21 protein-coding genes and 3 pseudogenes are annotated in these 23,721 nt (G+C 63.6%); 4 read left to right on the top strand and 20 right to left on the bottom strand.

Going from position 1 to position 23,721, the window contains the following annotated elements:
• Positions 1 to 6: 6 nt before the first annotated feature.
• The 20 genes and pseudogenes from HK436_RS15475 to HK436_RS15380 all read right to left on the bottom strand — a co-directional run bounded on the left by HK436_RS15475 (position 7) and on the right by HK436_RS15380 (position 18,140).
• Positions 7 to 1,512: an NADH-quinone oxidoreductase subunit M gene (locus tag HK436_RS15475; RefSeq protein WP_173191176.1), complete on the bottom strand. Its 1,506-nt coding sequence runs from the start codon at positions 1,510 to 1,512 to the stop codon at positions 7 to 9.
• Positions 1,512 to 3,494, bottom strand: coding sequence for an NADH-quinone oxidoreductase subunit L (gene nuoL / locus HK436_RS15470; RefSeq protein ID WP_173191174.1), 1,983 nt, complete (start codon positions 3,492 to 3,494; stop codon positions 1,512 to 1,514). Before nuoL ends, HK436_RS15475 begins: the two co-directional genes overlap by 1 nt.
• 7 nt (positions 3,495 to 3,501) lie before the next feature.
• On the bottom strand, positions 3,502 to 3,810 hold the full coding sequence (gene nuoK, locus HK436_RS15465; RefSeq protein ID WP_173191172.1) for an NADH-quinone oxidoreductase subunit NuoK: 309 nt from the start codon (positions 3,808 to 3,810) through the stop codon (positions 3,502 to 3,504).
• Between the two features lie 5 nt (positions 3,811 to 3,815).
• Positions 3,816 to 4,436, bottom strand: coding sequence for an NADH-quinone oxidoreductase subunit J (locus HK436_RS15460; RefSeq protein WP_173191170.1), 621 nt, complete (start codon positions 4,434 to 4,436; stop codon positions 3,816 to 3,818).
• Positions 4,437 to 4,561: 125 nt separating this feature from the next.
• Positions 4,562 to 5,053, bottom strand: a complete 492-nt coding sequence (gene nuoI, locus HK436_RS15455; RefSeq protein ID WP_173191169.1) for an NADH-quinone oxidoreductase subunit NuoI — start codon at positions 5,051 to 5,053, stop codon at positions 4,562 to 4,564.
• A gap of 190 nt (positions 5,054 to 5,243) precedes the next feature.
• Positions 5,244 to 6,293: an NADH-quinone oxidoreductase subunit NuoH gene (gene nuoH / locus HK436_RS15450; RefSeq protein WP_173191167.1), complete on the bottom strand. Its 1,050-nt coding sequence runs from the start codon at positions 6,291 to 6,293 to the stop codon at positions 5,244 to 5,246.
• 12 nt (positions 6,294 to 6,305) lie between these two features.
• Positions 6,306 to 8,387 carry an NADH-quinone oxidoreductase subunit NuoG gene (gene nuoG / locus HK436_RS15445; protein ID WP_173191165.1) on the bottom strand — a complete coding sequence of 694 codons (2,082 nt, stop codon included), beginning with the start codon at positions 8,385 to 8,387 and terminating at the stop codon, positions 6,306 to 6,308.
• Between the two features lie 68 nt (positions 8,388 to 8,455).
• A complete protein-coding gene (locus HK436_RS15440; protein ID WP_173191163.1) occupies positions 8,456 to 9,049 on the bottom strand; it encodes a helix-hairpin-helix domain-containing protein in 594 nt (197 codons plus the stop codon).
• A gap of 67 nt (positions 9,050 to 9,116) precedes the next feature.
• A pseudogene (gene nuoF, locus HK436_RS15435) lies at positions 9,117 to 10,419 on the bottom strand (NADH-quinone oxidoreductase subunit NuoF).
• An 11-nt stretch (positions 10,420 to 10,430) separates the two neighbouring features.
• Positions 10,431 to 11,687 carry an NADH-quinone oxidoreductase subunit E gene (locus HK436_RS15430; protein ID WP_173191161.1) on the bottom strand — a complete coding sequence of 419 codons (1,257 nt, stop codon included), beginning with the start codon at positions 11,685 to 11,687 and terminating at the stop codon, positions 10,431 to 10,433.
• Positions 11,687 to 12,877 (bottom strand): NADH-quinone oxidoreductase subunit D, encoded by a 1,191-nt coding sequence (locus HK436_RS15425; protein ID WP_173191159.1) that lies wholly within the window; start codon positions 12,875 to 12,877, stop codon positions 11,687 to 11,689. Before HK436_RS15425 ends, HK436_RS15430 begins: the two co-directional genes overlap by 1 nt.
• A gap of 8 nt (positions 12,878 to 12,885) precedes the next feature.
• Positions 12,886 to 13,491: an NADH-quinone oxidoreductase subunit C gene (locus tag HK436_RS15420; protein WP_173191157.1), complete on the bottom strand. Its 606-nt coding sequence runs from the start codon at positions 13,489 to 13,491 to the stop codon at positions 12,886 to 12,888.
• 10 nt (positions 13,492 to 13,501) lie between these two features.
• Positions 13,502 to 14,083: a NuoB/complex I 20 kDa subunit family protein gene (locus HK436_RS15415; protein WP_173191155.1), complete on the bottom strand. Its 582-nt coding sequence runs from the start codon at positions 14,081 to 14,083 to the stop codon at positions 13,502 to 13,504.
• Entirely contained in the window at positions 14,074 to 14,439 is a 366-nt protein-coding gene (locus tag HK436_RS15410) for an NADH-quinone oxidoreductase subunit A (RefSeq protein ID WP_173191153.1), read from the bottom strand. The genes HK436_RS15415 and HK436_RS15410 overlap by 10 nt, the downstream gene beginning before the upstream one ends.
• 262 nt (positions 14,440 to 14,701) lie before the next feature.
• Complete coding sequence (locus HK436_RS15405) at positions 14,702 to 15,211, bottom strand: tyrosine phosphatase family protein (RefSeq protein ID WP_173191151.1); 510 nt, start codon at positions 15,209 to 15,211, stop codon at positions 14,702 to 14,704.
• A gap of 43 nt (positions 15,212 to 15,254) precedes the next feature.
• The gene (locus tag HK436_RS15400; protein WP_173191149.1) at positions 15,255 to 15,503 is read right to left on the bottom strand and encodes a ParB N-terminal domain-containing protein; all 249 of its coding nucleotides are present in this window, start codon (positions 15,501 to 15,503) and stop codon (positions 15,255 to 15,257) included.
• Between the two features lie 93 nt (positions 15,504 to 15,596).
• Positions 15,597 to 15,962: a GFA family protein gene (locus tag HK436_RS15395; RefSeq protein ID WP_173193513.1), complete on the bottom strand. Its 366-nt coding sequence runs from the start codon at positions 15,960 to 15,962 to the stop codon at positions 15,597 to 15,599.
• A 73-nt stretch (positions 15,963 to 16,035) separates the two neighbouring features.
• Entirely contained in the window at positions 16,036 to 16,365 is a 330-nt protein-coding gene (locus tag HK436_RS15390) for a hypothetical protein (protein ID WP_173191148.1), read from the bottom strand.
• A 77-nt stretch (positions 16,366 to 16,442) separates the two neighbouring features.
• Entirely contained in the window at positions 16,443 to 17,495 is a 1,053-nt protein-coding gene (locus tag HK436_RS15385) for an aldo/keto reductase (RefSeq protein ID WP_173191146.1), read from the bottom strand.
• A 102-nt stretch (positions 17,496 to 17,597) separates the two neighbouring features.
• Positions 17,598 to 18,140, bottom strand: coding sequence for a DUF421 domain-containing protein (locus HK436_RS15380; protein WP_173191144.1), 543 nt, complete (start codon positions 18,138 to 18,140; stop codon positions 17,598 to 17,600).
• Positions 18,141 to 18,297: 157 nt separating this feature from the next.
• On the opposite strand from HK436_RS15380, the gene pncB reads away from it, so the two are divergent.
• From pncB to HK436_RS15360, 4 genes and pseudogenes are all read left to right on the top strand, one after another.
• Positions 18,298 to 19,602: a nicotinate phosphoribosyltransferase gene (gene pncB / locus HK436_RS15375; RefSeq protein WP_173191142.1), complete on the top strand. Its 1,305-nt coding sequence runs from the start codon at positions 18,298 to 18,300 to the stop codon at positions 19,600 to 19,602.
• Between the two features lie 108 nt (positions 19,603 to 19,710).
• Positions 19,711 to 20,743: pseudogene (locus HK436_RS15370) on the top strand (ABC transporter ATP-binding protein).
• Positions 20,733 to 21,748: pseudogene (locus tag HK436_RS15365) on the top strand (ABC transporter ATP-binding protein). The pseudogenes HK436_RS15370 and HK436_RS15365 overlap by 11 nt, the downstream one beginning before the upstream one ends.
• A gap of 147 nt (positions 21,749 to 21,895) precedes the next feature.
• Positions 21,896 to 23,602, top strand: coding sequence for a peptide ABC transporter substrate-binding protein (locus tag HK436_RS15360; protein ID WP_173191138.1), 1,707 nt, complete (start codon positions 21,896 to 21,898; stop codon positions 23,600 to 23,602).
• Positions 23,603 to 23,721 lie beyond the last annotated feature (119 nt).

Below are 23,721 nucleotides of genomic sequence, written 5' to 3'. Positions count from 1 at the left end.
GGCTTCCTAGCGCAGCGTCGCGGCCTGGGTGGCCTCGATCGACAGCGTTACATTGTTGACAAGCGCGTCGACCGAAGCGGCCGTCACGTCGAGGACGGGTGCTGGGTAGACACCGAAGAGGATGACGAAGAACACCAGCGGATAGATGATCACCTTCTCGCGCGTCGAGAGGTCCAGCAGGCCCTTCAGGCTTTCCTTCGTCAGCGCGCCGAACACCACCCTGCGGTAGAGCCACAGCGCGTAGGCGGCAGACAGGATCACGCCGGTCGCGGCGAACAGCGCGACCCAGGTGTTCACGCGGAACACGCCAAGCAGCGTCAGGAACTCGCCGACGAAGCCGGAGGTGCCCGGCAGGCCCACATTGGCCATGGTGAAGATCAGGAACACGACAGCGTATTTCGGCATGTTGTTGACGAGGCCGCCATAAGCGTCGATCTCGCGGGTGTGCATACGGTCATAGACGACGCCCACGCACAGGAACAGCGCGCCGGAAACCAGCCCGTGCGACAGCATCTGGAAGATGCCGCCCTGGATGCCTTCGACGTTCATCGCGAAGATGCCCATGGTCACATAGCCCATGTGGGCGACCGACGAGTAGGCGATCAGCTTCTTGATGTCTTCCTGCATCAGCGCCACCAGCGAGGTGTAGATGATGGCGACGATCGAGAGCGTGAACACGAATGGCTGGAAATAGAGCGAAGCATCCGGGAACATCGGCAGCGAGAAGCGCAGGAAGCCGTAGCCGCCCATCTTCAACAGGATCGCCGCCAGGATGACCGAGCCGGCCGTGGGTGCCTCCACGTGCGCGTCCGGCAGCCAGGTGTGCACCGGCCACATCGGCATCTTCACGGCAAACGATGCGAAGAAGGCAAGCCACAGCCATGTCTGCATGCTGGCCGGGAAATCATGCGTCAGCAGCGTGGGGATATCGGTCGTTCCGGACTGCCAGAACATCGCCATGATGGCCAGCAGCATCAGCACCGAGCCGAGCAGCGTGTAGAGGAAGAACTTGAACGAGGCGTAGACGCGCCGCTTGCCGCCCCACACGCCGATGATGATGAACATCGGCACGAGGCTGGCTTCGAAGAACACGTAGAAAAGCACGATGTCGAGCGCGCAGAACACGCCGATCATGATCGTTTCCAGGATCAGGAAGGCGATCATGTATTCCTTGACGCGGCTTTCGACGGACTCCCACGAGGCCAGAATGCACAGCGGCATGATGAACGTGATCAGGATGACGAACAGCATGGAAATGCCGTCGACGCCCATGTGGTAGGAGATGCCGGAGCCCAGCCACTCCACCTTCTCCACCATCTGGAACCCGGCATAGCCGCTATCGAAGCCGGCCCAGATGAACAGCGACAGCACGAAGGTGAACACGGTCGTCAGCAGCGCAACGTTGCGGATGTTGCGGCGTGCGGCGGCGCCCTCGTCCCTGATCAACAGGATCAGGAACACGCCGACGAGCGGCAGGAAGGTGACCGTGGAGAGAATCGGCCAGTCGGTCATCAGTAGGAACCCCCGAGCATCATCCACGTCACGAGGGCAGCGACGCCGATGAGCATTGCGAATGCGTAGTGATAGAGATAGCCGGTCTGCAACTTGACGACGCGGTCGGTGATGTCGACGACGCGCGCTGCGATGCCGTCAGGCCCCATCCCGTCGATGACCGTCCCGTCGCCCTTCTTCCAGAGGAAGCGGCCGAGGCGCTTCGCTGGCCTGACGAACATGAAGTCGTAGAGCTCGTCGAAATACCACTTGTTGAGCAGGAACTGATACAGCCCCTGATGGCGCTCGGCGAGCTGGCGTGGCGCGTCCGGCGACTGGATGTAGAACCGGTAGGCAGTCACGAAGCCGACGATCATGGCGACCAGCGGCGCGAGCTTCACCCACAGCGGCACCTCGTGGAACTCGTGCAGGATGTGGTTGTCCGGCAGGATGAACAGCGCACCCTTCCAGAAGGCATCATGGTGATAGCCGATGAACCAGTCATGGAACACGATACCGGCGAACAGCGCCCCGACAGCCAGGATGAAGAGCGGCACCAGCATGACCGGCGGCGATTCATGCACGTGGTGCATCACCTCGGACGACGCCCGCGGCTTGCCGTGGAACGTCATGAAAATCAGCCGCCAGGAATAGAAGCTGGTGAAGACGGCCGCCACCACCAGCAGGGTGAAGGCGAAGCCCGCCAGGCCGTTGTGTCCGGCGAACGCGCCCTCGATGATCGCGTCCTTGGAGAAGAAGCCGGCGGTGCCGATCACCGTCAGCGGGATGCCGACGCCGGTGAGCGCCAGCGTGCCGATGACCATCATCCAGTAGGTGGTCGGGATCAGCTTGCGCAGCCCGCCCATCTTGCGCATGTCCTGCTCGTCGGAGACGGCGTGGATGACGGAACCCGAGCCCAGGAACAGCAGCGCCTTGAAGAAGGCATGCGTGAACAGGTGGAAGATCGCCGCCGAGTAGAAGCCCATGCCGAGCGCAACGAACATGTAGCCGAGCTGCGAGCAGGTCGAATAGGCGATGACGCGCTTGATGTCGTTCTGCACGAGGCCAACCGTCGCCGCAAAGAAGGCGGTGAAGGCGCCGATGAACGTCACGAACAGCAGGGCCGCGTGGGACAGTTCGAAGATCGGCGAAAGCCGTGCCAGCATGAACACGCCAGCCGTCACCATGGTGGCGGCATGGATGAGCGCGGAGACCGGGGTCGGACCTTCCATCGCGTCCGGCAGCCAGGTGTGCAGCGGCACCTGCGCCGACTTACCCATGGCGCCCATGAACAGCAGCAGACAGATCGCCGTCAGCGCGCCGCCCTGCGTCAGCGACCAGCCGAGGAACGTAAAGATCGCCTCACCCGAAGCGTCCGGATTCTCGGCGACCGCGGCCGCGCTGGCGAAGATCGTGTCGAAATTCACCGAACCGAACAGCACAAACACGCCGAACAGGCCGAGCAGGAACCCGAAGTCGCCGACGCGGTTGACCACGAAGGCCTTGATGGCCGCGGCATTGGCCGACGGCTTCTTGAACCAGAAACCGATCAGCAGGTAGGAGGCGAGACCCACGCCCTCCCAGCCGAAGAACATCTGCACCAGGTTGTCGGCCGTCACCAGCATCAGCATGGCGAAGGTGAACAGCGACAGATAGGCGAAGAAGCGCGGCCGGTGCGGGTCGTGATGCATGTAGCCAATCGAATAGACGTGCACGAGCGCCGAGACCGTGTTGACCACGACCAGCATGACCACCGTCAGCGTGTCGATGCGCAGCGCCCAGGCAACATCGAGACCGCCCGACTGGATGAAGCGCAGCACCGGCACGGTGAAAGCCTCGCCGTCGCCGAAACCGACCGTGAAGAAAGCCAGCCACGACAGCGCGGCCGCAATGATGAGGAAGCCTGAGGTGATATATTCCGACGCCTTCGCGCCGATCGACCGGCCGAACAGGCCGGCGATCAGAAAGCCGAGAAGCGGAAGGAAGACGATCGCGTGATACATGATCCGCTCAGCCCTTCATCATGTTGACGTCTTCGACGGCAATCGAACCGCGGTTGCGGAAGAAGACGACGAGAATTGCAAGTCCGATCGCGGCCTCGGCCGCTGCCACCGTCAGCACGAACAGCGCGAAGACCTGTCCGACGAGGTCGCCGAGCGCCGCCGAGAAGGCGACGAAGTTTATGTTCACCGCGAGCAGGATCAGCTCGATCGACATCAGGATGACGATGACGTTCTTCCTGTTCAGGAAGATGCCGAACACGCCGAGCGTGAACAGGATTGCCGATACGGTGAGAAAGTGCGCGATGCCGACTTCCATGACACTCAGAGTCCCTTGCCCGTCTCGACCTTCTTGACCTCGATCGAGGTCTGCGGCGTGCGCCGCACCTGCGCACCGATCTCCTGGCGCTTGACGCCCGGCTTGTGGCGCAGGGTCAGCACGATGGCGCCGATCATGGCGACCAACAGCACGAGACCCGCGATCTGGAAGAAGTAGATGTAATCCGTGTAGAGAATGTCGCCGAGCGCGGCGGTGTTGTGCCGCTCGGTCAGCGCCGGTATCGGCCGCGCGATCTCGCTCGCCAGTTCCGGCGTGAAGGTATAGCCGCCCAGTACGATGATGAGTTCGGCCGCCAGGATGAGGCCGACCATGGCGCCCACCGGCGCATATTGCAGCGCGCCCTGCTTCAGTTCGACGAAATCGACGTCGAGCATCATGACCACGAACAGGAACAGCACGGCCACCGCGCCGACATAGACGACCAGCAGGATGACGGCGAGGAACTCAGCGCCAGTCAGCAGGAAGAGTGCTGCCGCGTTGAAGAACGTCAGGATCAGATAGAGCACGGAGTGCACGGGGTTGCGGGCCGAGATGACCATGAAGGCCGCCGCGACCGCGATGAAGGCGAACAGATAAAAGAATATCGCCTCGAGTCCTGTCAGCATGGGTTCCCCCGGTTCCTTTCAAGAGCGGACGTAACGCCCTGCCCCTCTCCGGCCGCGCCCGCCTCCGGGCCGCGAATCCGCGTGTCTCTTAGACGAGCCGCCCCGGCGCGTCCACTCGTGACGCCCTATCGATAGGGCGCATCCACTTCCAGATTGCGCGCGATCTCGCGCTCCCAGCGGTCGCCATTGGCGAGCAGCTTGTCCTTGTCGTAGTAAAGTTCCTCGCGCGTCTCCGTCGCGAACTCGAAGTTCGGCCCCTCGACGATGGCGTCGACCGGGCAGGCTTCCTGGCAGAAGCCGCAATAGATGCACTTCACCATGTCGATGTCGTAGCGCACCGTGCGGCGCGTGCCGTCGTTGCGGCGCGGCCCGGCCTCGATGGTGATCGCCTGCGCCGGGCATATCGCCTCGCAGAGCTTGCACGCGATGCAGCGTTCCTCGCCGTTGGGATAGCGGCGCAGCGCGTGCTCGCCACGGAAACGCGCCGAGACCGGGCCCTTCTCGTTGGGATAGTTCAGCGTCGCCTTGGGAGCGAAGAACTGCCGCATCGAGAGGAAGAAGGCCCCGACGAACTCAGCCAGGAGCAGCGATTTGGCGGCTTGTGCGAGAGCGGACATTTCCTATTCTCCAGCAAAAGAGAGCCGGCGAACCAGCCCACGATCGGCAGCAGCACGATCTGGACGATGCCGGAAACGGTGAGCGCGCGCTTCGTCTCTGGAAGCTCGACCCTGCCGGCGAGCACGCGCATGAAGATCATGCTCGCCACGCCAAGCAGCAGTCCGATGAAGGCGCCTGTCAGGCTCGCGCTCATGCGACCATCAGCTCCCAGACCTTGAGGAAGGTGGCGGTCGCGACGACCATGAACAGGGAGATAGGCAGGAATACCTTCCAGCCAAGGCGCATGAGCTGGTCGTAGCGGTAGCGTGGCACGAAGGCCTTCACCATCGCGAACATGAAGAACATCATGCAGACCTTGAGCACGAACCAGATGACGCCCGGAACCCAGGTGAACGGCGCGAAATCGAACGGCGGCAGCCAGCCTCCCAGGAACAGGATCGTGGCCAGCGCGCACATCAGCACGATCGCGACGTATTCGCCGAGGAAGAACAGCAGGAACGGCGTCGACGAATATTCGATCATGTGGCCGGCGACGAGTTCCGACTCGGCCTCCACGAGGTCGAAGGGCGGGCGGTTCGTCTCGGCCAGCGCCGAGATGAAGAAGATGACGAACATCGGGAACAGCGCCAGCCAGTGCCAGTCGAGGAACGAGTTGGGCAGCCCGATGGTGGTGCCTAGGCCGTCGCGCTGCGCAAGCACGATGTCGGTCAGGTTCAGCGAACCCACGCACAAAAGAACGGTGACGATAACGAAGCCGATCGAGACTTCATAAGACACCATCTGCGCGGCCGAGCGTAGCGCGCCGAGGAACGGATATTTCGAGTTCGACGCCCAGCCGCCCATGATGACGCCATAGACCTCGAGTGACGAGATGGCGAAGACGTAGAGGATGCCGATATTGACCGTCGCGATCGCCCAGCCCTCTGAGACGGGGATCACCGCCCAGGCCGAGATCGCCAGCACCGCAGAGACCAGCGGCGCGAGCAGGAACACGCCCTTGTTGGCACCCGACGGGATTACCGGCTCCTTGAAGACGAACTTCAAAAGGTCGGCGAAGGCCTGCAGCAGGCCCCACGGACCGACCACGTTGGGACCGCGGCGAAGCTGCACGGCAGCCCAGATCTTGCGGTCGGCGTAAAGCAGATAAGCGACAAGGATCAGCAGGACGACGATCAGCAGGACCGACTTGCCCAGGATGATGAGTGCCGGCAGCACGTAATATGCGAAAAAGGATTCCATCAGTCCCCGCCCCTACTCGGCCGCCTGCTTGAAGCCGCCCTTCGCCAAAGCCGAGCATTCGGCCATGACGGCCGAGGCCCGGGCGATCGGGTTCGTCAGATAGAAGTCTTTCACCGGCGACGCAAACGGCGTCTTGGAAAGCCTTCCGGGCTTCTTCACGAGTGCCGCGATCTCGCCCGGCGCGCCGGCCGCGATCTCGTCGATGCCCGCGAAATGCGGGAAGTCCTCGTAGAGCTTCGCGCGAAGCTGCGGCAGCGAATCGAAGGGCAGCTTGTGGCCCAGCACGTCGGAAAGCGCACGCAGGATCGCCCAGTCTTCCTTGGCGTCGCCGGGCGCGAAGCCGGCGCGGTTCGTCATCTGCACGCGGCCTTCGACGTTCACATAGGTGCCCGACTTCTCCGTGTATGTCGCGCCCGGCAAGATCACGTCGGCGCGGTGTGCGCCGGCATCGCCGTGGCTGCCCACATAGACGGTGAAGGCATTGCCGATCGCGTTCATGTCGAACTCGTCGGCGCCGAGCAGGAACAGCACGTCGAGCGCGCCCATCATGGCGGAGGCGTCCTTGCCGCCCTCGCCCGGCACGAAGCCGAGGTCTAGCCCACCAACGCGCGCGGCGGCCGTGTGGAGCACAGCAAAGCCGTTCCAATCATCGGACACTGCCTGAACGTCGGTTGCGATCTTCGCTGCCAGCGACAGCACCGAAGCGCCGTCGGAACGCGCCAATGCACCCTGGCCGACGATGATGAGCGGGCGCTTCGCCTTCTTCAGCACCGAGAGGAACTTGATCGAGCCGTCGGCGAGCTGGGCCAGCGTTTCGGAACCAGCGCCCAGCGACTCGTAGTCGTAACGCAGATCGCCGACATCGCCGATCACGCCAACCGGCAGATCGCCAGCGCGCCAGCGCTTGCGGATGCGCGTGTTGAGCACCGAGGCCTCGAAGCGAGGATTGGCGCCGATGATGAGCACGGCGTCTGCGGCCTCGATGCCGTCGATCGTCGGGTTGAAGATGTAGGTCGAGCGGCCGGCTGCCGGGTCAAGCGCAGCGCCATCCTGACGGCAATCGATATTGGCCGAGCCGAGCGAGCCCATCAGCAGCTTCAGCGCGTACATTTCCTCGACGGTCGCCAGATCGCCGGCGATCGCGCCGATCCTGTCGCCGGAGGTCTTCGACACCGCGTCCCTGATCGCCGCGAAGGCTTCCGGCCAGCTTGCCGGCTGCAGGCGGCCATCCCTGCGGATATAGGGCCGGTCGAGGCGCTGCGAACGCAGCCCGTCCCAGATGAAGCGGGTCTTGTCGGAGATCCACTCCTCGTTCACCTGCTCGTTGACGCGCGGCATGATGCGCATCACCTCGCGACCGCGCGTGTCGACGCGGATCGCCGAGCCGACGGCGTCCATCACGTCGATGGATTCGGTCTTGGTCAGCTCCCACGGCCGCGCCTGGAAGGCATAGGGCTTGGAGGTCAGCGCGCCGACCGGGCACAGGTCGATCACGTTGCCCTGCAGCTCGGAGGTCATGGCCTCCTCGAGATAGGTCGTGATCTCGGCATCCTCGCCACGGCCGATCAGGCCAAGCTCGGAGATTCCAGCGACTTCCGTCGTGAACCTCACGCAACGCGTGCAGTGGATGCAGCGCGTCATGATCGTCTTGACCAGCGGTCCGATGTACTTGTCTTCGACCGCGCGCTTGTTCTCGTGGTAGCGCGAGGCGTCCACACCGAACGCCATCGCCTGGTCCTGCAGGTCGCATTCGCCGCCCTGGTCGCAGATCGGGCAGTCGAGCGGATGGTTGATGAGCAGGAATTCCATCACGCCTTCGCGGGCCTTCTTGACCATCGGCGTGTTGGTGAAGACTTCCGGCGGCTCGCCATTCGGGCCGGGGCGCAGGTCGCGCACGCCCATGGCGCAGGAGGCTGCCGGCTTGGGCGGCCCGCCCTTCACCTCGACGAGGCACATGCGACAGTTGCCGGCGATCGACAGCCGCTCGTGGAAGCAGAAGCGCGGCACTTCCGCGCCCGCCTCTTCCGCCGCCTGCAACAGCGTGTAGTGATCGGGAACCTCGATCTCTTTGCCGTCTACCTTCAGTCTAGCCATATCGCCTCAACCCCGCGGAATAACCGCAATCCTTGCTTTGGCACCGCGTCCGGTGCCGAAATTCTTCGTCACGCGTCTGCCGAAAGCGCCTTCGCCTGCCCGACCCAATCGTCGCGGCCGATGCGGCCGGCAAATCCCAGATGATCGTCCAGCCAGGCAAGCTCCGCCGGCTGCAACGCGGCCACCTGCCCGTATGTCCAGATGCCGAGTTCGTTCAGCACCTTTTCCAGCTTCGGCCCAATCCCGCCGATCGCCTTGAGGTCATCCGGCTGCGCCGGCTTCTCCATCGGTGCCGGCTTTCCTGCCAGAGCCTTGGCCGTTTGCGCAACCTTGCGCGCCGGGGCCTTCGCCTTGGCGATAGTCGCAGGCTTCCTGTCCTGCGCTGGCCGTGACACGACGAGCTTGAGCGGAGCCGGCTTCGCAGCAGGACGCGGCGCTGGCGCCACCTCGTCCGAGAGGCCCTGCATCAGCCGCTGCGAGACTTCGGCAGCGCCGGCCATGGCACCAAGCCACATGCCCATGGCCTGGCCCGCAAGGCCGACGCCCAGCGCGCCCATGGCGGCGGCGCCCGCGAACGGATGCGCCATCAGGTTGATCGCACCAGCAATCTCCTGCGGCATGGCGGCATCGTAGGCCGTTGTGGTTTCCTGGCTCTTGCTCATCTCAGGCATCGTTCCGTTGGGCGTCGCCGTCTTGTCGGTCGCACCCTGCGTCAGGCCGTTTCCCTTGTTACTCCGCCGCGACCAGCGCCGGCTCGGCGCGGTGGGCGTTGCGTGTGAACTCGTCTATCCGCCGCTCGATCTCGGGGCGGAAATGCCGGATCAGGCCCTGGATCGGCCAGGCCGCGGCATCGCCGAGCGCGCAGATCGTGTGGCCTTCGACCTGCTTGGTCACGTCGAGCAGCATGTCGATCTCGCGCTTCTGCGCCTCGCCACGCACCAGGCGCTCCATGACCCGCCACATCCAGCCGGTGCCCTCGCGGCACGGCGTGCACTGGCCACAGCTCTCGTGCTTGTAGAAGTAGGAGAGCCGCGCGATCGCCTTCACGATGTCGGTCGACTTGTCCATGACGATCACTGCCGCCGTGCCGAGGCCCGATTTCAGGTCGCGCAGCGAATCGAAGTCCATCGGCGTGTCGATGATCTGCTCGGCAGGTACCAGCGGCACCGAGGAGCCGCCCGGTATGACCGCCAGCAGATTGTCCAGCCGCCGCGAATGCCGCCGCAATGCTTGTCGATCAGCTCGCGAAACGGGATCGACATCGCCTCTTCGACCGTGGTCGGCGTGTTGACATGACCCGATACGCAGAAAAGCTTGGTACCGACGTTGTTCGGCCGGCCAAAGGACGAGAACCACGAAGCCCGCGGCGCAGGATGGTCGGCGCAACCGCGATCGACTCGACGTTGTTGACGGTCGTCGGGCAGCCATAAAGGCCGACATTGGCCGGGAACGGCGGCTTCAGGCGCGGCTGGCCCTTCTTGCCCTCCAGGCTCTCCAGCAGCGCCGTCTCCTCGCCGCAGATATATGCGCCCGCGCCGTGATGAACGTAGACGTCGAAATCCCAGCCGTTCTTGTTGTTCCTGCCCAGCAACCCGGCGTCGTAGGCTTCGTCGATCGCGCGCTGCAGCGCCTCGCGCTCGCGGATGAACTCGCCGCGCACATAGATGTACGCCGCGTGTGCGCCCATGGCGAAGCCCGCGATCAGGCAGCCTTCGACCAGCGTGTGCGGGTCGTGGCGCAGGATCTCGCGGTCCTTGCAGGTGCCGGGCTCGGATTCATCGGCATTGACGACGAGGTAATGCGGACGCCCGTCGGTTTCCTTGGGCATGAACGACCATTTCAGGCCGGTCGGGAAGCCCGCGCCGCCGCGACCGCGCAGGCCGGACGCCTTCATCTCGTTGATGATCCAGTCACGGCCCTTGTCGATCAGCGCCTTGGTGTCGTCCCAATGCCCGCGACGCATCGCGCCGGCCAGCGAATTATCGAACTGGCCGTAGATGTTGGTGAAGATGCGGTCCTTGTCCTGAAGCATCTCTAACCCCCTTAGCGCGGCTTCTTGCCGAAGACGCGGATGTATTCGGCCTCACCGCCCTTGGCGAGCGCCTTGGCCTGTTTCACCCAGTCGTCGCGCTCGATCCGGCCCTTGAACCTGAGATAGCCGTCGACCCAGTCGCGTTCGGCCTTCTTCCACGACGCGACCTGCGCGTAGGTATAGATGCCGAGACCGTTGAGAACGCCTTCGAGTTTCGGGCCGACGCCCGAGATCAGCTTAAGATCGTCGGGCTGCGCCGGTCGCTCGACCGCAGCCGGCCGGTTCTTGTCTTCCAGCGACGGAGCCACTTGCGTTTCGGCTTTCGCAGCCGGCTTGCTTCGCTTGGTCTCCGGCGCCTTGAAGGCGTACGCCGCATCGGCGTGCTTGTCCGGATGCGTGCGCCCCTTGTCGGACTTCTCGACAGCCGGGTCGGCCTTGTCGGCAGCTGCCCTGTTCTCCTTCGGCGCCTTGACGCTGGCGGACTTCTCGACGCTCGCGCTCACCTTCACCTTCGACGGCGACTTGATCGCCGGGTTCGTCTCGGGAGCGTCCGTCTTCGGTTTGGCGGCCTGCGTCGGCGGCACCTGGTTTGCTTCCGCCTTCTGCGACTTGCCGGCGGTCTTCGCGGCCTTGTCGCGGGTCGACTTCAGCACGGCCTGCTCGTCGGTCAGCGAGGTCAGGCCGGATTGCGGTGCCGAGAAGGTGCGGCCGTTCTGCGGGCCGGTCGGAACCGATGCGCCCTTGCCGGCCTCGAACTCGTCGATGATCTCGGCCAGCCGCTCCGGCGTCAGGTCCTCATAGGCGTCCTTGAAGATCATGACCATCGGCGCGTTCACGCAGGCGCCGAGGCATTCCACTTCTTCCCAGGACAGCGTGCCGTCTTCGTTGGTGTGGAACTGCTCGGCATGGATCTTCGAGCGGCAGACGTCCATCAGCGCTTCGGAGCCGCGCAGCATGCAGGGCGTCGTGCCGCAGACCTGCACATGGGCGCGGGTGCCCACCGGCTTCAACTGGAACTGCGTGTAGAACGTCGCGACCTCGAGCACGCGGATATAGGGCATGTCCAGCATGTCGGCGACATGCTCGATGGCCGAGCGCGTCACCCAGCCGTCCTGCTCCTGCGCGCGCATGAGCAAGGGTATGACGGCCGACTGCTGCCGACCAACCGGATATTTCTTGATGGTTTGTTTGGCCCACGCCGTGTTCGCCTTGTTGAAGGCGAAGCTGGCTGGCTGGACGCTGGCTTCTGCGAGACGGCGGACTGACATTAACGATCGACCTCACCAAACACGATGTCGATGGATCCGAGGATGGCGGAGACGTCGGCCAGCATGTGGCCTTTGCACAGGAAATCCATCGCCTGGAGATGCGCGAAACCGGGGGCGCGCAGCTTGCAGCGATACGGCTTGTTGGTGCCGTCGGAGACCAGATAGACGCCGAACTCGCCCTTGGGCGCCTCGACGGCGGCGTAGACCTCGCCGGCCGGCACGCGATAACCCTCGGTGTAGAGCTTGAAGTGATGGATCAGCGCTTCCATCGAGCGCTTCATCGCTGCCCGCTTTGGCGGCACGACCTTGCCGTCGGTGGTCGAGACGGGCCCGACCTTCTCCTTGCCCAGCAGCAGGTCGACGCACTGGCGAATGATCCTCGCCGACTGGCGCATCTCTTCCATGCGGATGAGATAGCGGTCGAAGCAGTCGCCGTTCTTGCCGATCGGCACGTCGAAATCCATCTCGGCGTAGCATTCATAGGGCTGCGACTTGCGCAGGTCCCAGGCAGCGCCCGAGCCGCGCACCATCACGCCGGAGAAACCGAGCGCCCAGGCGTCCTCCAGCGACACGACGGCGATGTCGACATTGCGCTGCTTGAAGATGCGGTTGCCGGTCAGGAGATCGTCGAGATTGTCGATCGTTTTCAGGAACGGATCGATCCAGTCGCCGATGTCCTGGACGAGTTTTTCCGGCAGATCCTGGTGAACGCCGCCGGGGCGGAAATAGGCCGCATGCATGCGCGAGCCCGAGGCGCGCTCGTAGAAGACCATGAGCTTCTCGCGCTCTTCGAAGCCCCACAGCGGCGGGGTCAGCGCGCCGACGTCCATGGCCTGAGTCGTCACATTGAGGATGTGCGACATGATGCGACCGATCTCGCTATAGAGCACGCGGATGATCTGTCCGCGCTTCGGCACCTCGATGCCCAGCAGCCGCTCGGTCGCCAGCGCGAAGGCGTGCTCCTGGTTCATCGGGGCGCAGTAGTCGAGGCGATCGAGATACGGCACGGCCTGCAGATAGGTCTTGTGCTCGATCAACTTCTCGGTGCCGCGATGCAGCAGGCCGATATGCGGATCGGCGCGGTCCACCACCTCGCCGTCCAGCTCCAGCACGAGGCGCAGCACGCCGTGCGCGGCCGGATGCTGCGGGCCGAAATTGATGTTGAAATTGCGAACGGCGGTTTCAGCCATGGCTAGCCTCAGTTCGGCTTCGCTTTTTCGTCACCGGGCAGCACGTAGTCGGTGCCTTCCCAGGGCGAAAGAAAATCGAAATTGCGGAATTCCTGCTTGAGCTCGACCGGCTCGTAGACCACGCGCTTGACCTCGTCGTCGTAACGCACCTCGACGAAGCCCGTCAGCGGGAAATCCTTGCGCAGCGGGTGACCCTCGAAACCGTAATCGGTGAGGATGCGGCGCAGCTCCGGGTGACCGGAAAACAGGATACCGTAGAGGTCGTAGGCCTCGCGTTCGAACCAGTCCGCGCCGGGATAGACCGCCGTCGCAGAAGGCACCGGCGTGTCTTCGTCCGTCGCCACCTTCACGCGGATGCGCAGGTTCTGGTGCGGCGACAGCAGGTGATAGACGACGTCGAAGCGCTTTTCGCGCATCGGGTAGTCGGCACCGCTGATGTCGATGAACGACACGAAGCGGCACTGCACGTCGTCGCGCAGGAAGGTCAGCACGGAGACGATGTCGTCGCCATCGACGTCGACAGTCAGCTCGCCATAGGCAACCGTGGCGCCCTTGATCTTCGCGCCGAGACGCTCGGTGACATGGCCTGCAAGGTCATTGAGAGCTTCGCTCATCTTTTGCCTCTCAGCGCTCGATCGTGCCGGTGCGGCGGATCTTCTTCTGCAGGAGAAGAATGCCGTAGAGCAGCGCTTCCGCCGAAGGCGGGCAGCCGGGCACGTAGATGTCCACCGGTACCACGCGGTCGCAGCCGCGCACCACCGAATAGGAATAGTGATAGTAGCCGCCGCCATTGGCGCACGAGCCCATGGAGATGACGTAGCGCGGCTCTGGCATCTGGTCGTAGACCTTCCGCAGGGCCGGCGCCATCTTGTTGGTCAGCGTGCCGGCGACGATCATCACGTCCGACTGGCGCGGTGAGGCGCGCGGCGCGATGCCGAAGCGCTCACTGTCGTAGCGCGGCATCGCCGAGTGGATCATCTCCACGGCGCAGCAGGCCAGGCCGAAGGTCATGTACATCAGCGAGCCGGTACGCGCCCAGGTGATCAGGGCCTCCGACGAGGTTACCAGAAACCCCTTGTCGGAAAGCTCGGCATTGATCTCGCCGAAGAAAACGTCATCCGCGCCGACAGGCTTGCCAGTGTTCGGATCGATGATGCCCTTGGGCTTCGGCGCCACGAGGGTGGAGGAGCCGTCGTTCAATCCCATTCCAGCGCTCCCTTCTTCCATTCATAGATAAAGCCGATGGTCAGCACGCCCAGGAAGACGAGCATGGACCAGAAGCCAAGCCAGCCGATCTCGCCGAACGAGACGGCCCAGGGAAACAGGAAAGCCACTTCGAGGTCGAAGATGATGAAGAGAATCGCGACCAGGTAGAAGCGGATGTCGAACTTCATGCGCGCGTCGTCGAAGGCGTTGAAGCCGCATTCGTAGGCCGAAAGCTTTTCCGGGTCCGGATTGCGGTACGCCACCAGGAACGGCGCAACGATCAGCGCCAGCCCCACGACGAGCGCGACGCCGATGAAAATCACGATGGGCAAATATGAACTGAGAAGTTCGCTCATGGTCGTTTTCCGTTGGCCGTCACCCGGCCAAGTCTATAGCACCGAACCGGGACAACACCGCGACAAATTCTCCGGCAGGGCCGGTGCGGCAAAGGCTTGTTGCAACGCGGCGAGGGTTAGCGCAGGCGTTCCCGCGAAGCAAGTCAAACATTGGCCCGATTTCCATGCGTCCCGAATGCTGAACACAGCGTTCATACAGACGGTTACGCTGCGGAAAGCCGACAATGCGCCAGGCCGCGCCGTCAGGCGCGCCACACAGGCTTCAGCGGTCGACAGGCAAGGCGAATGGGGTTCCCTCGAAGGCATCGGCACCACGCCCTATTGCCTCGATGGCCGAAATCATCCGACCGTTGCGACCGAGTATCGCATCCGCATGGCGCACCAGCCGCGCATTGGGCGTAGCAGAAGGCGAGAGCTCACGCAGGGTCCAGGCGAGTTCGGCTTCGTCACGGCCGGGATTGAGCGCCGCCGCCGTGATGTAGGCCGAAGCCGTGGAGCGGCTGATGCCGGCAAAGCAGTTGATCACCAGCGGGGTCGCCCTGTCCCAGCCTCGCACGAAGCCAAGCAGCGTTTCGACATGGTCAAGTGCGGGCGCCACCATCTCCGGATGGTCTTCCACAATGTCGTTCATCGACAGAAACAGGTGATTCGTCGGCACGATGGAAGCCGGCCGTTCGAATGGCGTGCCGCCATTGAGAAGCGTGACCAGGCGCAGCGCTCCGGCGGCCGTCACTGTCTCGTCCACCTTCGTCATCGGGCATACATAGATCATTGCATGTCTCGTGCTTCAGCAGGCCTGTGAAAGGCGAAGGGGTTCAGTGCCGCCGTGCCTGCACCAGATAGCTGTCGATCGTCGACTCGCCCAGCCATTTCGCCGCTTCCAGCCGGTGCAAACCTTCCACCAGAACGTAGCGGTTCGTGTCCTTGCGCACCTGGATGGGCGTCTTCATGCCATTCTCCAGGATGTCCTCAGCCAGCAGCCGGACCGTGTCAGGGTGCAGCGTCTTGCGCCGCGCCGTCGGCACGTAGATGTCCGAGATGGCAACCTTCTCGATTCTGAGCATCGATCCTCCGGCCCGGTCCGGTCGCCACGTGACCGAACCAGCCATTGAATAGGCCCTGCACGCGGCGATGCCAAGAACCGGCATCGGGTTACCTCACCACGCGTTCTTTCCGTCGATGCGCTCTACCGGGATCGAGGCGATATCGTAGTCGTCGAGCAGCCGGGCGTTAATCGACAGAGCCGGTCTGTCGTAGTCGGGCTCTCCGGAGGAGAAATTCGGAAACTCGCCATAGGTAGTACAGCCGCAGCGGGCGCAGAAATTATGTGCGCCTATCTCCGCGCCCCATCGGTAGGTCGCCTTGGCATCGTCGCAGGCGAATGTGACGTCGGCCGGCGAATAATAGGCCCAGAGGCCGCCCCGCTTGGAGCAGATCGAGCAGTTGCACTCCGTCACGCTTTCGGGTTCGACGGCGAGCTCGAACCGTGTCGCGCCGCAATGGCAGCTTCCCTTGACGATCATCATGGCCTCCTGTCGTTCCGATGATGCGGCGGCGAATAGCAGGAGGCTCCTGACACCCATCTGTCAGGACTGGTCAGAAACCGCGCGGCGGCACGAACAGGCAGATCGTCGCTCCGTCGTCGCGTCCGGCAACCGAGCACCAGTGAAAGACGCCGTCGGGTGATGGCTTCACCCTGCGCGATGTCATCGGAATCACCTCGCCGGTGACCTTGATGACGTAACCCTCCGGCCGCTCCAGCACCTCGGCATCCGCCACCTCGCGGCAGTCATAGTCGGAACAGCAGGACAGCGGATAGGTCCAGCCGCTCTTGGCATCATGAGCGGCAACGGGAAGGCTGATTACCGGAAGCAGAAGACCGAGTGCCGCGGCGGTGCGCGGAAGGGGAAGTCCCGAGTAGAACATGGCCTGTTCTCCTGAGGTTGCTCCTCCTCCAGAAATGCTGCGCCCCGATGGTTAACGAAGACTTAACGCAATGCCTGTCACGGACATGGGTTGCCCCGTTCCTGGTGAATGGCGTCAACGGCCTTCTGCATTTCCTCGGTCCAGGTCACGTCGGCCGAACCGAGCGCCACTTCGAGCTGCGGGATCGACGTTGCGCCGATGATGTTGGAGGCCACGAATGGGCGGTGCGTCACGAAGGCGTTGGCAAACAGCGCCGGCTCCATGCCGAACTCGCGCGCCAGCGCGTTGTATGCCTTGTAGGCCTCGGCCGCGCCCGGCGTCTCGTAGCGCTGCAACCGGTCGAAAAGCTGCTTGCGCGAACCCTCCGGCAGCGCGCCGTCCTCGTACTTGCCGGTCAGGTAGCCCTGCGCCAGCGGGGAATAGGCAAGCAGGCCTACATCCTCGCGATCGCAGACCTCGGCCAGATTCACCTCGAAGGTGCGATTGACGAGGTTGTAGGCGTTCTGGACTGTGACGACGCGCGGACCCACGCCCTTCTCGGCCTCGGCGACAAACTTCATCACACCCCAGGCGCTTTCGTTGGAAAGCCCGAGATGCCTGATCTTGCCCGCCTTAACCAGTTCATCGAACACGGCGAGCGTCTCAGCGACCGGAGTCTCGTCGTCGGCACGCTTGGCCGGCCATTTGCCTACGCGTGTCGGGCTCGACCCCCACGGAACCAGCCTGTCGGGAAAATGGATCTGGTAGAGATCGACATGATCGGTCTGCAGCTTCTGTAGCGACTTGTCGATGGCATCTATGATGTCGGCGCGCACCAGCTTCGACGGGCGCCCTCCCCTGAACCACTCGTTGGCCGTGCGGCCGACCACCTTCGTGGCCAGCACGACCTTGTCGCGATTGCCCCGCGCCTTCATCCAGTTGCCGATATAGCGCTCCGTGCGCCCTTGCGTCTCGGCCTTGGGCGGAATGGGGTAGAGCTCTGCGGTATCGATGAAGTTGACGCCGCGATCGAGCGCCATGTCGAGCTGGGCGTGGCCTTCGGCTTCCGTGTTCTGCTCGCCGAAGGTCATCGTGCCGAGGCAGATTTTCGAGACAAAAATATCCGTGCGGCCAAGCCTGCGCTTTTCCATGGTCAAATGCTCCGCATTCTGTCGTCAGGGGAACCGGACGCGGACGCGCCCTTTAGGCGGTATTCTAGTGCGAATCCCGTCCGGCACAATAGCGGAGCGGCTTCAGTCGTTGCCGGGGAAGGTTGAGACCCCATGCTTTGCGGCCACTTTGCGTCGAAATACGCTGAGATGACCCGAAGCCTCGAACCATGCATATTCGACTTCGCCGGTATTACGGATACCGGCCTGCCTGAGCAGTGAAAACAGCTCTCGCCTCGTCAGCGCGCCCGCGCCCAGTCGATTTTCGCAAACCTCGCCGTTGTCCACCACCAGCAGCGGCTCGCCCTCGAGGCGGTGTTCCAGCTTTCGGTGGCGGTTGAGCAGCGCCGTCGTCAGGCGATGCAGCAGGATCACGACGGTGATCGCGGCAATACCGTGCAGCAGCGCCACGTCCGGATAGATCATCGGATCGCCGGCGGCCGAACCCACGGCGATGACCAGCACGAACTCGAACGGGCCGATCTGTCCGATGCCGCCTTTGCCGACAAGGCGGGCGAGAAAGATCGTGTAAACGTACATGACGACCGTCCTGAAGACGATCTCGATGAAGAAGAAAGATGTGGCGGTGTCCGCCTCCCCGAAGAATATGCGGTGAAGGTCCTGCATGAGCGTGCCTCGAAGCGCCCCCGGAAGAAACGGGCAAGCATCTGTCGCGGTTCCGCGCATCCGTGGCGCAAAAGATCCTCAACCCGCCCGCATTGACAAGGCAGTCTCCATAAGGTCCGCTCGCACCAAGCAAGCGCCATCGCAACCGAGACTGCCCATGCCCAAGACAGACATTGCCCGCAGGGTCTACAACCACACCTGGAAGCTCGACCCGATCGTGCGCAGCCTGCTCGACACGGATTTCTACAAGCTCTTGATGCTGCAGATGATCTGGGGGCTGTACCGGGACGTCGACGCCACGTTCTCGCTGATCAACCGCACGAAATCCGTGCGGTTGGCCGACGAGATCGACGAGCAGGAGCTGCGCGCGCAGCTTGATCATGCGCGCACGCTGCGCTTCACCAAGAAGGAAATGATCTGGCTGGCCGGTAACACCTTCTACGGCCGCAAGCAGATCTTCGAGCCGGATTTCCTGACCTGGCTGGAGGGCTTCAGGCTGCCTGAATACGAGCTGTCGAAGCGCGACGGCCAATACGAGCTGCATTTCCATGGCCGCTGGCACGACACCACCATGTGGGAAATTCCGGCGCTCGCCATCATCAACGAGTTGCGCTCGCGCGTCGCACTGCGCTCAATGGGGCCGTTTGCGCTCGACGTCACCTATGCCCGCGCCAAGGCCCGGGTGTGGGAGAAGGTGGAGCGTCTGAAGAAGCACCCCGAAATCCGCATCTCGGACTTCGGCACGCGGCGGCGTCACTCCTTCCTCTGGCAGCGCTGGTGCGTGGAAGCGCTCAAGGAAGGCATCGGCGATTCCTTCACCGGCACCTCCAACGTGCTGCTGGCGATGGACACCGATCTGGAAGCGCTCGGGACCAACGCCCACGAACTGCCGATGGTGCTGGCGGCCCTGACGAACAGCGACGCCGAACTGCGTGCCTCGCCCTACAAGGTGCTGCAGGCCTGGCAGACCTATTATGGCGGCAACCTGCTGATCGTGCTGCCCGACGCGTTCGGCACAGCCTCGTTCCTGCGTGACGCACCCGACTGGGTGGCCGACTGGACGGGCTTCCGCCCCGATAGCGCGCCAGCGATCGAGGGCGGTGAGCGCATCGTCCAGTGGTGGCGTGAGCGCGGCCGCGATCCCGCCGAGAAGCTGCTGATCTTTTCCGACGGGCTCGACGTCGACACCATCGAGAAGGCGTTCCAGCATTTCCGCGGCAAGGTGCGCATGGCATTCGGCTGGGGAACCAACCTCACCAACGATTTCGAGGACTGTGCGCCGGCCCACAATGATGCGCTTCGCGCCATTTCGCTCGTCTGCAAGGTTACCAGCGCCAATGGCCGCCCGGCCGTGAAGCTCTCCGACAACCCGGAGAAGGCGACAGGCGACAAGGAAGAAATAGCGCGCTATCTCAAGGTTTTCGGCGAGGAAGCTCGCGTTCGCCAGCCGGTTCTCGTATGAGCCGCAAGGCCCATTTGTGCAGCTTTTGTGCATTTGCAGCGGCTGCACATTTACTGTCTTGAAAAGTCGGGATCCAAGTGGTCAGATGCTTCCCAACGATAAAGGGGAATGCGCTGCAACGTCGGCGCAGCAATATGGCAGGGTGTTCCAATCGCGCACGTATTGGAAGTCTCCGACCTGAAGACCGTCTTTCGCACCCATGATGGTGTGATCCACGCGGTTAACGGAATCAGCTTCACTCTCGACGAAGGCGAGTTGCTTGCCGTCGTCGGCGAGAGCGGTTCGGGCAAGAGCGTGGCGATGATGTCGCTGATGCAGCTCCTGCCGATGCCCCCTGCCCGCATCGCCAACGGCAGCGTGATGTTCCAGGATCAGGACCTCGTGCAGCTCGGCGCCTCCGAGATCAGGCAGGTGCGCGGCGCGCGGATCGGCTTCGTCTTCCAGGACCCGATGACGTCGCTTAACCCTGTGTTCACTGTCGGCTACCAGATCATGGAGCCGCTGCGCGAGCATATGGGTCTCAACAAGAAGCAGGCGCGCCAGCGCGCGATCGAACTGCTTGACCTCGTCGGCATCCCGGCCGCGCCAAGCGCATCGACGATTATCCGCACCAGTTTTCGGGCGGCATGCGCCAGCGCGTGGTGATCGCCATCGCGCTAGCCTGCGACCCCAAGGTGCTGATCGCGGACGAGCCGACGACGGCGCTCGACGTCACGGTGCAAGCGCAGATCCTCGAGCTGGTGCGCGACCTGCGCCAGAAGCTCGGCATGGCGATCATCTGGATCACCCACGATCTCGGCGTCGCGGCCGGCATCGCCGACCGGGTTATCGTCATGTATGGCGGGCTGGTGGTGGAGCACGCGCCAGTGGAAGACCTCTTCGCCGCGCCGCAGCACCCTACACTCGGGCCCTGCTCGACTCGCTGCCGGGCCGACACGAGGCAGACGAACGCCTGCGCTCGATCGGTGGCCAGCCGCCGCTGCTGTTGGCCGAGCCCGCCTCGTGCCCTTTCGCGCCGCGCTGCAGCCATGCCTTCGACCGCTGCTGGCAGGAGAACCCGCGTCTCGTAGAAGTCACGGCCGGCCATGACGTCGCCTGCTGGTGGAACCCCGCAACCGGAGGGCCGCGCGATGGCCGTTGACCTCGCCACGCGTCCGGGCGCATCCAGCCCTGAAACACACCCGCTCGTCCGGGTCGAGGACCTACTGCTGCATTTCCCCGTCTACAAGGGCATTCTTCGCCGGCAGGTCGGCGCCGTGCGGGCAGTGGACGGGCTGACCTTCGACATACGCCGGGGCGAAACGCTCGGCCTCGTGGGCGAAAGCGGCTGCGGCAAGTCGACGACGGGCCGAACGCTCCTGCGCCTCTACCGCGCCAGCGGCGGCCGCATTCTCTTCGAGGGACAGGACATCGCGGAACTGGAAGGCGAGCGGCTACGGCGCATGCGGCCACGCATGCAGATGATCTTCCAGGACCCGCAGGCATCGCTGAACCCGCGCATGACGGTCGGGGCGATCATCGCGGAGCCGCTCATCGAGCATGGCGTCCACAAAGCCGAAGCACGCAGGGCAAAGGTCCGCGAGCTTCTGGACGCCGTCGGCCTCAACCCCGACTACGTCAACCGCTATCCGCACGAGTTCTCCGGCGGCCAGCGCCAGCGGATCGGCATCGCCCGCGCCCTCGCGCTCGACCCGGATTTCATCGTCTGCGACGAACCGATCGCCGCGCTCGACGTCTCGATCCAGGCGCAGGTGGTGAACCTGCTCAAGGATCTGCAGAAGAAGCTCGGCCTCACCTACCTGTTCATCAGCCACGATCTGTCGATGGTGAAGCACATCGCCGATCGCGTGGCGGTCATGTATCTCGGCAAGATTGTCGAGCTTGCTGATGTTCGAACGCTGTTTTCAGCGCCCAAGCACCCCTACACCAAGGCGTTGCTCTCTGCCGTCCCAGTGCCCGATCCCACGGTCGAGGCCAGCCGGCGGCGTATATCCTGCTCAAGGGCGACATACCCGATCCCGCCAATCCGCCTGCCGGCTGCAAGTTCTGCACCCGCTGCCCGGAGGCGATCGACAGATGTTTTTCGCAAGAGCCGGTCTGGCGGGAGGTCGATCCCGGCCGCCACGTGGCCTGCCATCGCGTGTAAGGAAGGAGGACTATAGACCAATTGTGCAACACCGCACTGTCGTGCGGAAATGAATGCATCCACAGGTCCGGCCATTGCTATGGGAGTTGCATGCCGGAACGAAAGCATCGCCAAGAAAACCAACAATATGCGTAAGGGGAAGCAGACATGAAAAGGTTCACCGCATTGGCGGCCGGCACGGCCGTCGCGCTGGCGCTCGGCGCAGCGAACGCACAGGCCGAACGGGGCTCCGACGGCAATCTCAACGTCCTTTACTGGCAGGCCGTGTCGGTCCTGAACCCGTACCTTTCGGGCGGCACGAAGGATGTCGAAGGCTCATCCGTGGTGATCGAGCCGTTGGCCAAATATGACGAGGCTGGCAACATGGTGCCGGCGCTGGTCGACGAGATCCCGACTGTCGAGAACGGCGGTGTTTCGGAAGACCTGAAGTCGATCACCTGGAAGATCACGCCCGGCCTGTTGTGGTCCGACGGCACGCCCTTTACGGCGAACGACGTCAAGTTCACCGCAGACTACTGCATGGCGCCTGACGGCGGCTGCCAGCAGATTTCCAAATTTCAGGACATCGAGTCGATCGAGGTGATCGACGACCAGACGGTCACGATCAACTTCACGGTTCCCAAACCCTTCCCTTACACCGCCTTCGTGGGGGCGGAAACGCCGGTCATCCAGAAGGCGCAGTTCGAAAACTGCATTGGCGCGAATGCACCCAACTGTACCGAGCAGAACTTCGGCCCGCACGGAACCGGTCCCTTCAAGGTCGTCGAGTTCCGCGCCAATGACGTCATCACCTTCGAAGCGAACGAACATTATCGCGATCCGGCGAAGCCGTCCTTTGCGACGCTGACCCTCAAGGGCGGCGGCGATGCTGCTTCGGCCGCGCGATCGGTACTCGAAACCGGCGAGTTCGACTACGCCTGGAACCTGCAGGTGGAGCCCGAGGTGCTCGAGCAGATGTCGGCGGCCGGACGTGGCCAGGTGGTGACCTCCTTCGGCACCTCGGTCGAGCGCATCGAGGTCAACCTGACCGATCCATCCCCGGACAAGGGCGAGAACCGCTCGACCCTGGAGGCAGGCCCGCATCCCTTCCTCAGCGATCCGGCCGTGCGCAAGGCGCTGTCGATAGCGATCGATCGCGAAATTCTCGTGGAAGCCGGTTACGGCGCTTCGGGACAGCCGACCTGCAACATCCTGCCGGCGCCGGAGAACTACGCCTCCACCAACGTGAACTGGTGCCTGGAATACAATCCGGACGAAGCCAATCGCCTGCTCGACGAGGCTGGCTGGGCGCCCGGTGGCGACGGGATCCGCGCAAAGGACGGCGTCCGGCTCTCGCTGCTCTACCAGACCTCGACCAATTCTGTGCGTCAGGCCACGCAAGCGCTGGTCAAGGACATGTGGCAGCAGATCGGCGTCGAGACTGAGCTGCGTAACATCGATGCGGCGGTGTTCTTCGGTGGCGATCCTGCCAGCCCGGACACGTTCCAGAAGTTCTATGCCGACGTGGAGATGTACACCAACAATTTCCCCGGCACCGATCCCGAAGCTTATATGGCGGGCTGGCTCTGTGACGGCATTCCGAGCCCGAAAAACGGCTGGCTCGGCGCAAACATGCCGCGCTTCTGCTCGGAAGAGTATGATGCGCTTACAGGCCAGATGGCCGAAACCGCCGATCTGGCGGCGCGCGGCGAGATCGCCAAGAAAATGAACGACATTCTCTCCAACGAGGGTGCTCTGATCCCGCTGATCCACCGGGGCGACGTCTCGGCACATTCCGTCACCGTCGACGGGGTCCGCATGAACTCCTGGGACTCCGAGCTCTGGAATGTCGCCGACTGGACGCGCAAGGAATAGCACCGGCGCATCGGCAGCGGGCGGTTCGGCCGCCCGCTGCTGCCTGATCCGGCAATTTCCCGCTCGATAAACAAGACACTGGCAGGCCGGCCGAAAGGCCGCCGCCCGGAGTCCGCCAG

Origin of the sequence: Neoaquamicrobium sediminum (assembly GCF_013240295.1) — a bacterium.
GTDB lineage: Bacteria > Pseudomonadota > Alphaproteobacteria > Rhizobiales > Rhizobiaceae > Aerobium > Aerobium sediminum.
This window is presented reverse-complemented; position numbering and strand designations above follow the sequence as displayed.

Coding starts and splice junctions, on each gene's coding strand:
- HK436_RS15425 (WP_173191159.1), bottom strand. CDS start 12,877: ATGGCTGAAACCGCCGTTCGCAATTTCAACATCAATTTCGGCCCGCAG.
- HK436_RS15395 (WP_173193513.1), bottom strand. CDS start 15,962: ATGATCGTCAAGGGAAGCTGCCATTGCGGCGCGACACGGTTCGAGCTC.
- HK436_RS15390 (WP_173191148.1), bottom strand. CDS start 16,365: ATGTTCTACTCGGGACTTCCCCTTCCGCGCACCGCCGCGGCACTCGGT.
- HK436_RS15385 (WP_173191146.1), bottom strand. CDS start 17,495: ATGGAAAAGCGCAGGCTTGGCCGCACGGATATTTTTGTCTCGAAAATC.
- nuoL (WP_173191174.1), bottom strand. CDS start 3,494: ATGTATCACGCGATCGTCTTCCTTCCGCTTCTCGGCTTTCTGATCGCC.
- HK436_RS15440 (WP_173191163.1), bottom strand. CDS start 9,049: ATGAGCAAGAGCCAGGAAACCACAACGGCCTACGATGCCGCCATGCCG.
- HK436_RS15475 (WP_173191176.1), bottom strand. CDS start 1,512: ATGACCGACTGGCCGATTCTCTCCACGGTCACCTTCCTGCCGCTCGTC.
- nuoK (WP_173191172.1), bottom strand. CDS start 3,810: ATGGAAGTCGGCATCGCGCACTTTCTCACCGTATCGGCAATCCTGTTC.
- nuoH (WP_173191167.1), bottom strand. CDS start 6,293: ATGGAATCCTTTTTCGCATATTACGTGCTGCCGGCACTCATCATCCTG.
- nuoI (WP_173191169.1), bottom strand. CDS start 5,053: ATGTCCGCTCTCGCACAAGCCGCCAAATCGCTGCTCCTGGCTGAGTTC.
- HK436_RS15400 (WP_173191149.1), bottom strand. CDS start 15,503: ATGCTCAGAATCGAGAAGGTTGCCATCTCGGACATCTACGTGCCGACG.
- pncB (WP_173191142.1), top strand. CDS start 18,298: ATGCCCAAGACAGACATTGCCCGCAGGGTCTACAACCACACCTGGAAG.
- nuoG (WP_173191165.1), bottom strand. CDS start 8,387: ATGGCTAGACTGAAGGTAGACGGCAAAGAGATCGAGGTTCCCGATCAC.
- HK436_RS15460 (WP_173191170.1), bottom strand. CDS start 4,436: ATGCTGACAGGACTCGAGGCGATATTCTTTTATCTGTTCGCCTTCATC.
- HK436_RS15420 (WP_173191157.1), bottom strand. CDS start 13,491: ATGAGCGAAGCTCTCAATGACCTTGCAGGCCATGTCACCGAGCGTCTC.
- HK436_RS15415 (WP_173191155.1), bottom strand. CDS start 14,083: ATGGGATTGAACGACGGCTCCTCCACCCTCGTGGCGCCGAAGCCCAAG.
- HK436_RS15430 (WP_173191161.1), bottom strand. CDS start 11,687: ATGTCAGTCCGCCGTCTCGCAGAAGCCAGCGTCCAGCCAGCCAGCTTC.
- HK436_RS15360 (WP_173191138.1), top strand. CDS start 21,896: ATGAAAAGGTTCACCGCATTGGCGGCCGGCACGGCCGTCGCGCTGGCG.
- HK436_RS15380 (WP_173191144.1), bottom strand. CDS start 18,140: ATGCAGGACCTTCACCGCATATTCTTCGGGGAGGCGGACACCGCCACA.
- HK436_RS15405 (WP_173191151.1), bottom strand. CDS start 15,211: ATGATCTATGTATGCCCGATGACGAAGGTGGACGAGACAGTGACGGCC.
- HK436_RS15410 (WP_173191153.1), bottom strand. CDS start 14,439: ATGAGCGAACTTCTCAGTTCATATTTGCCCATCGTGATTTTCATCGGC.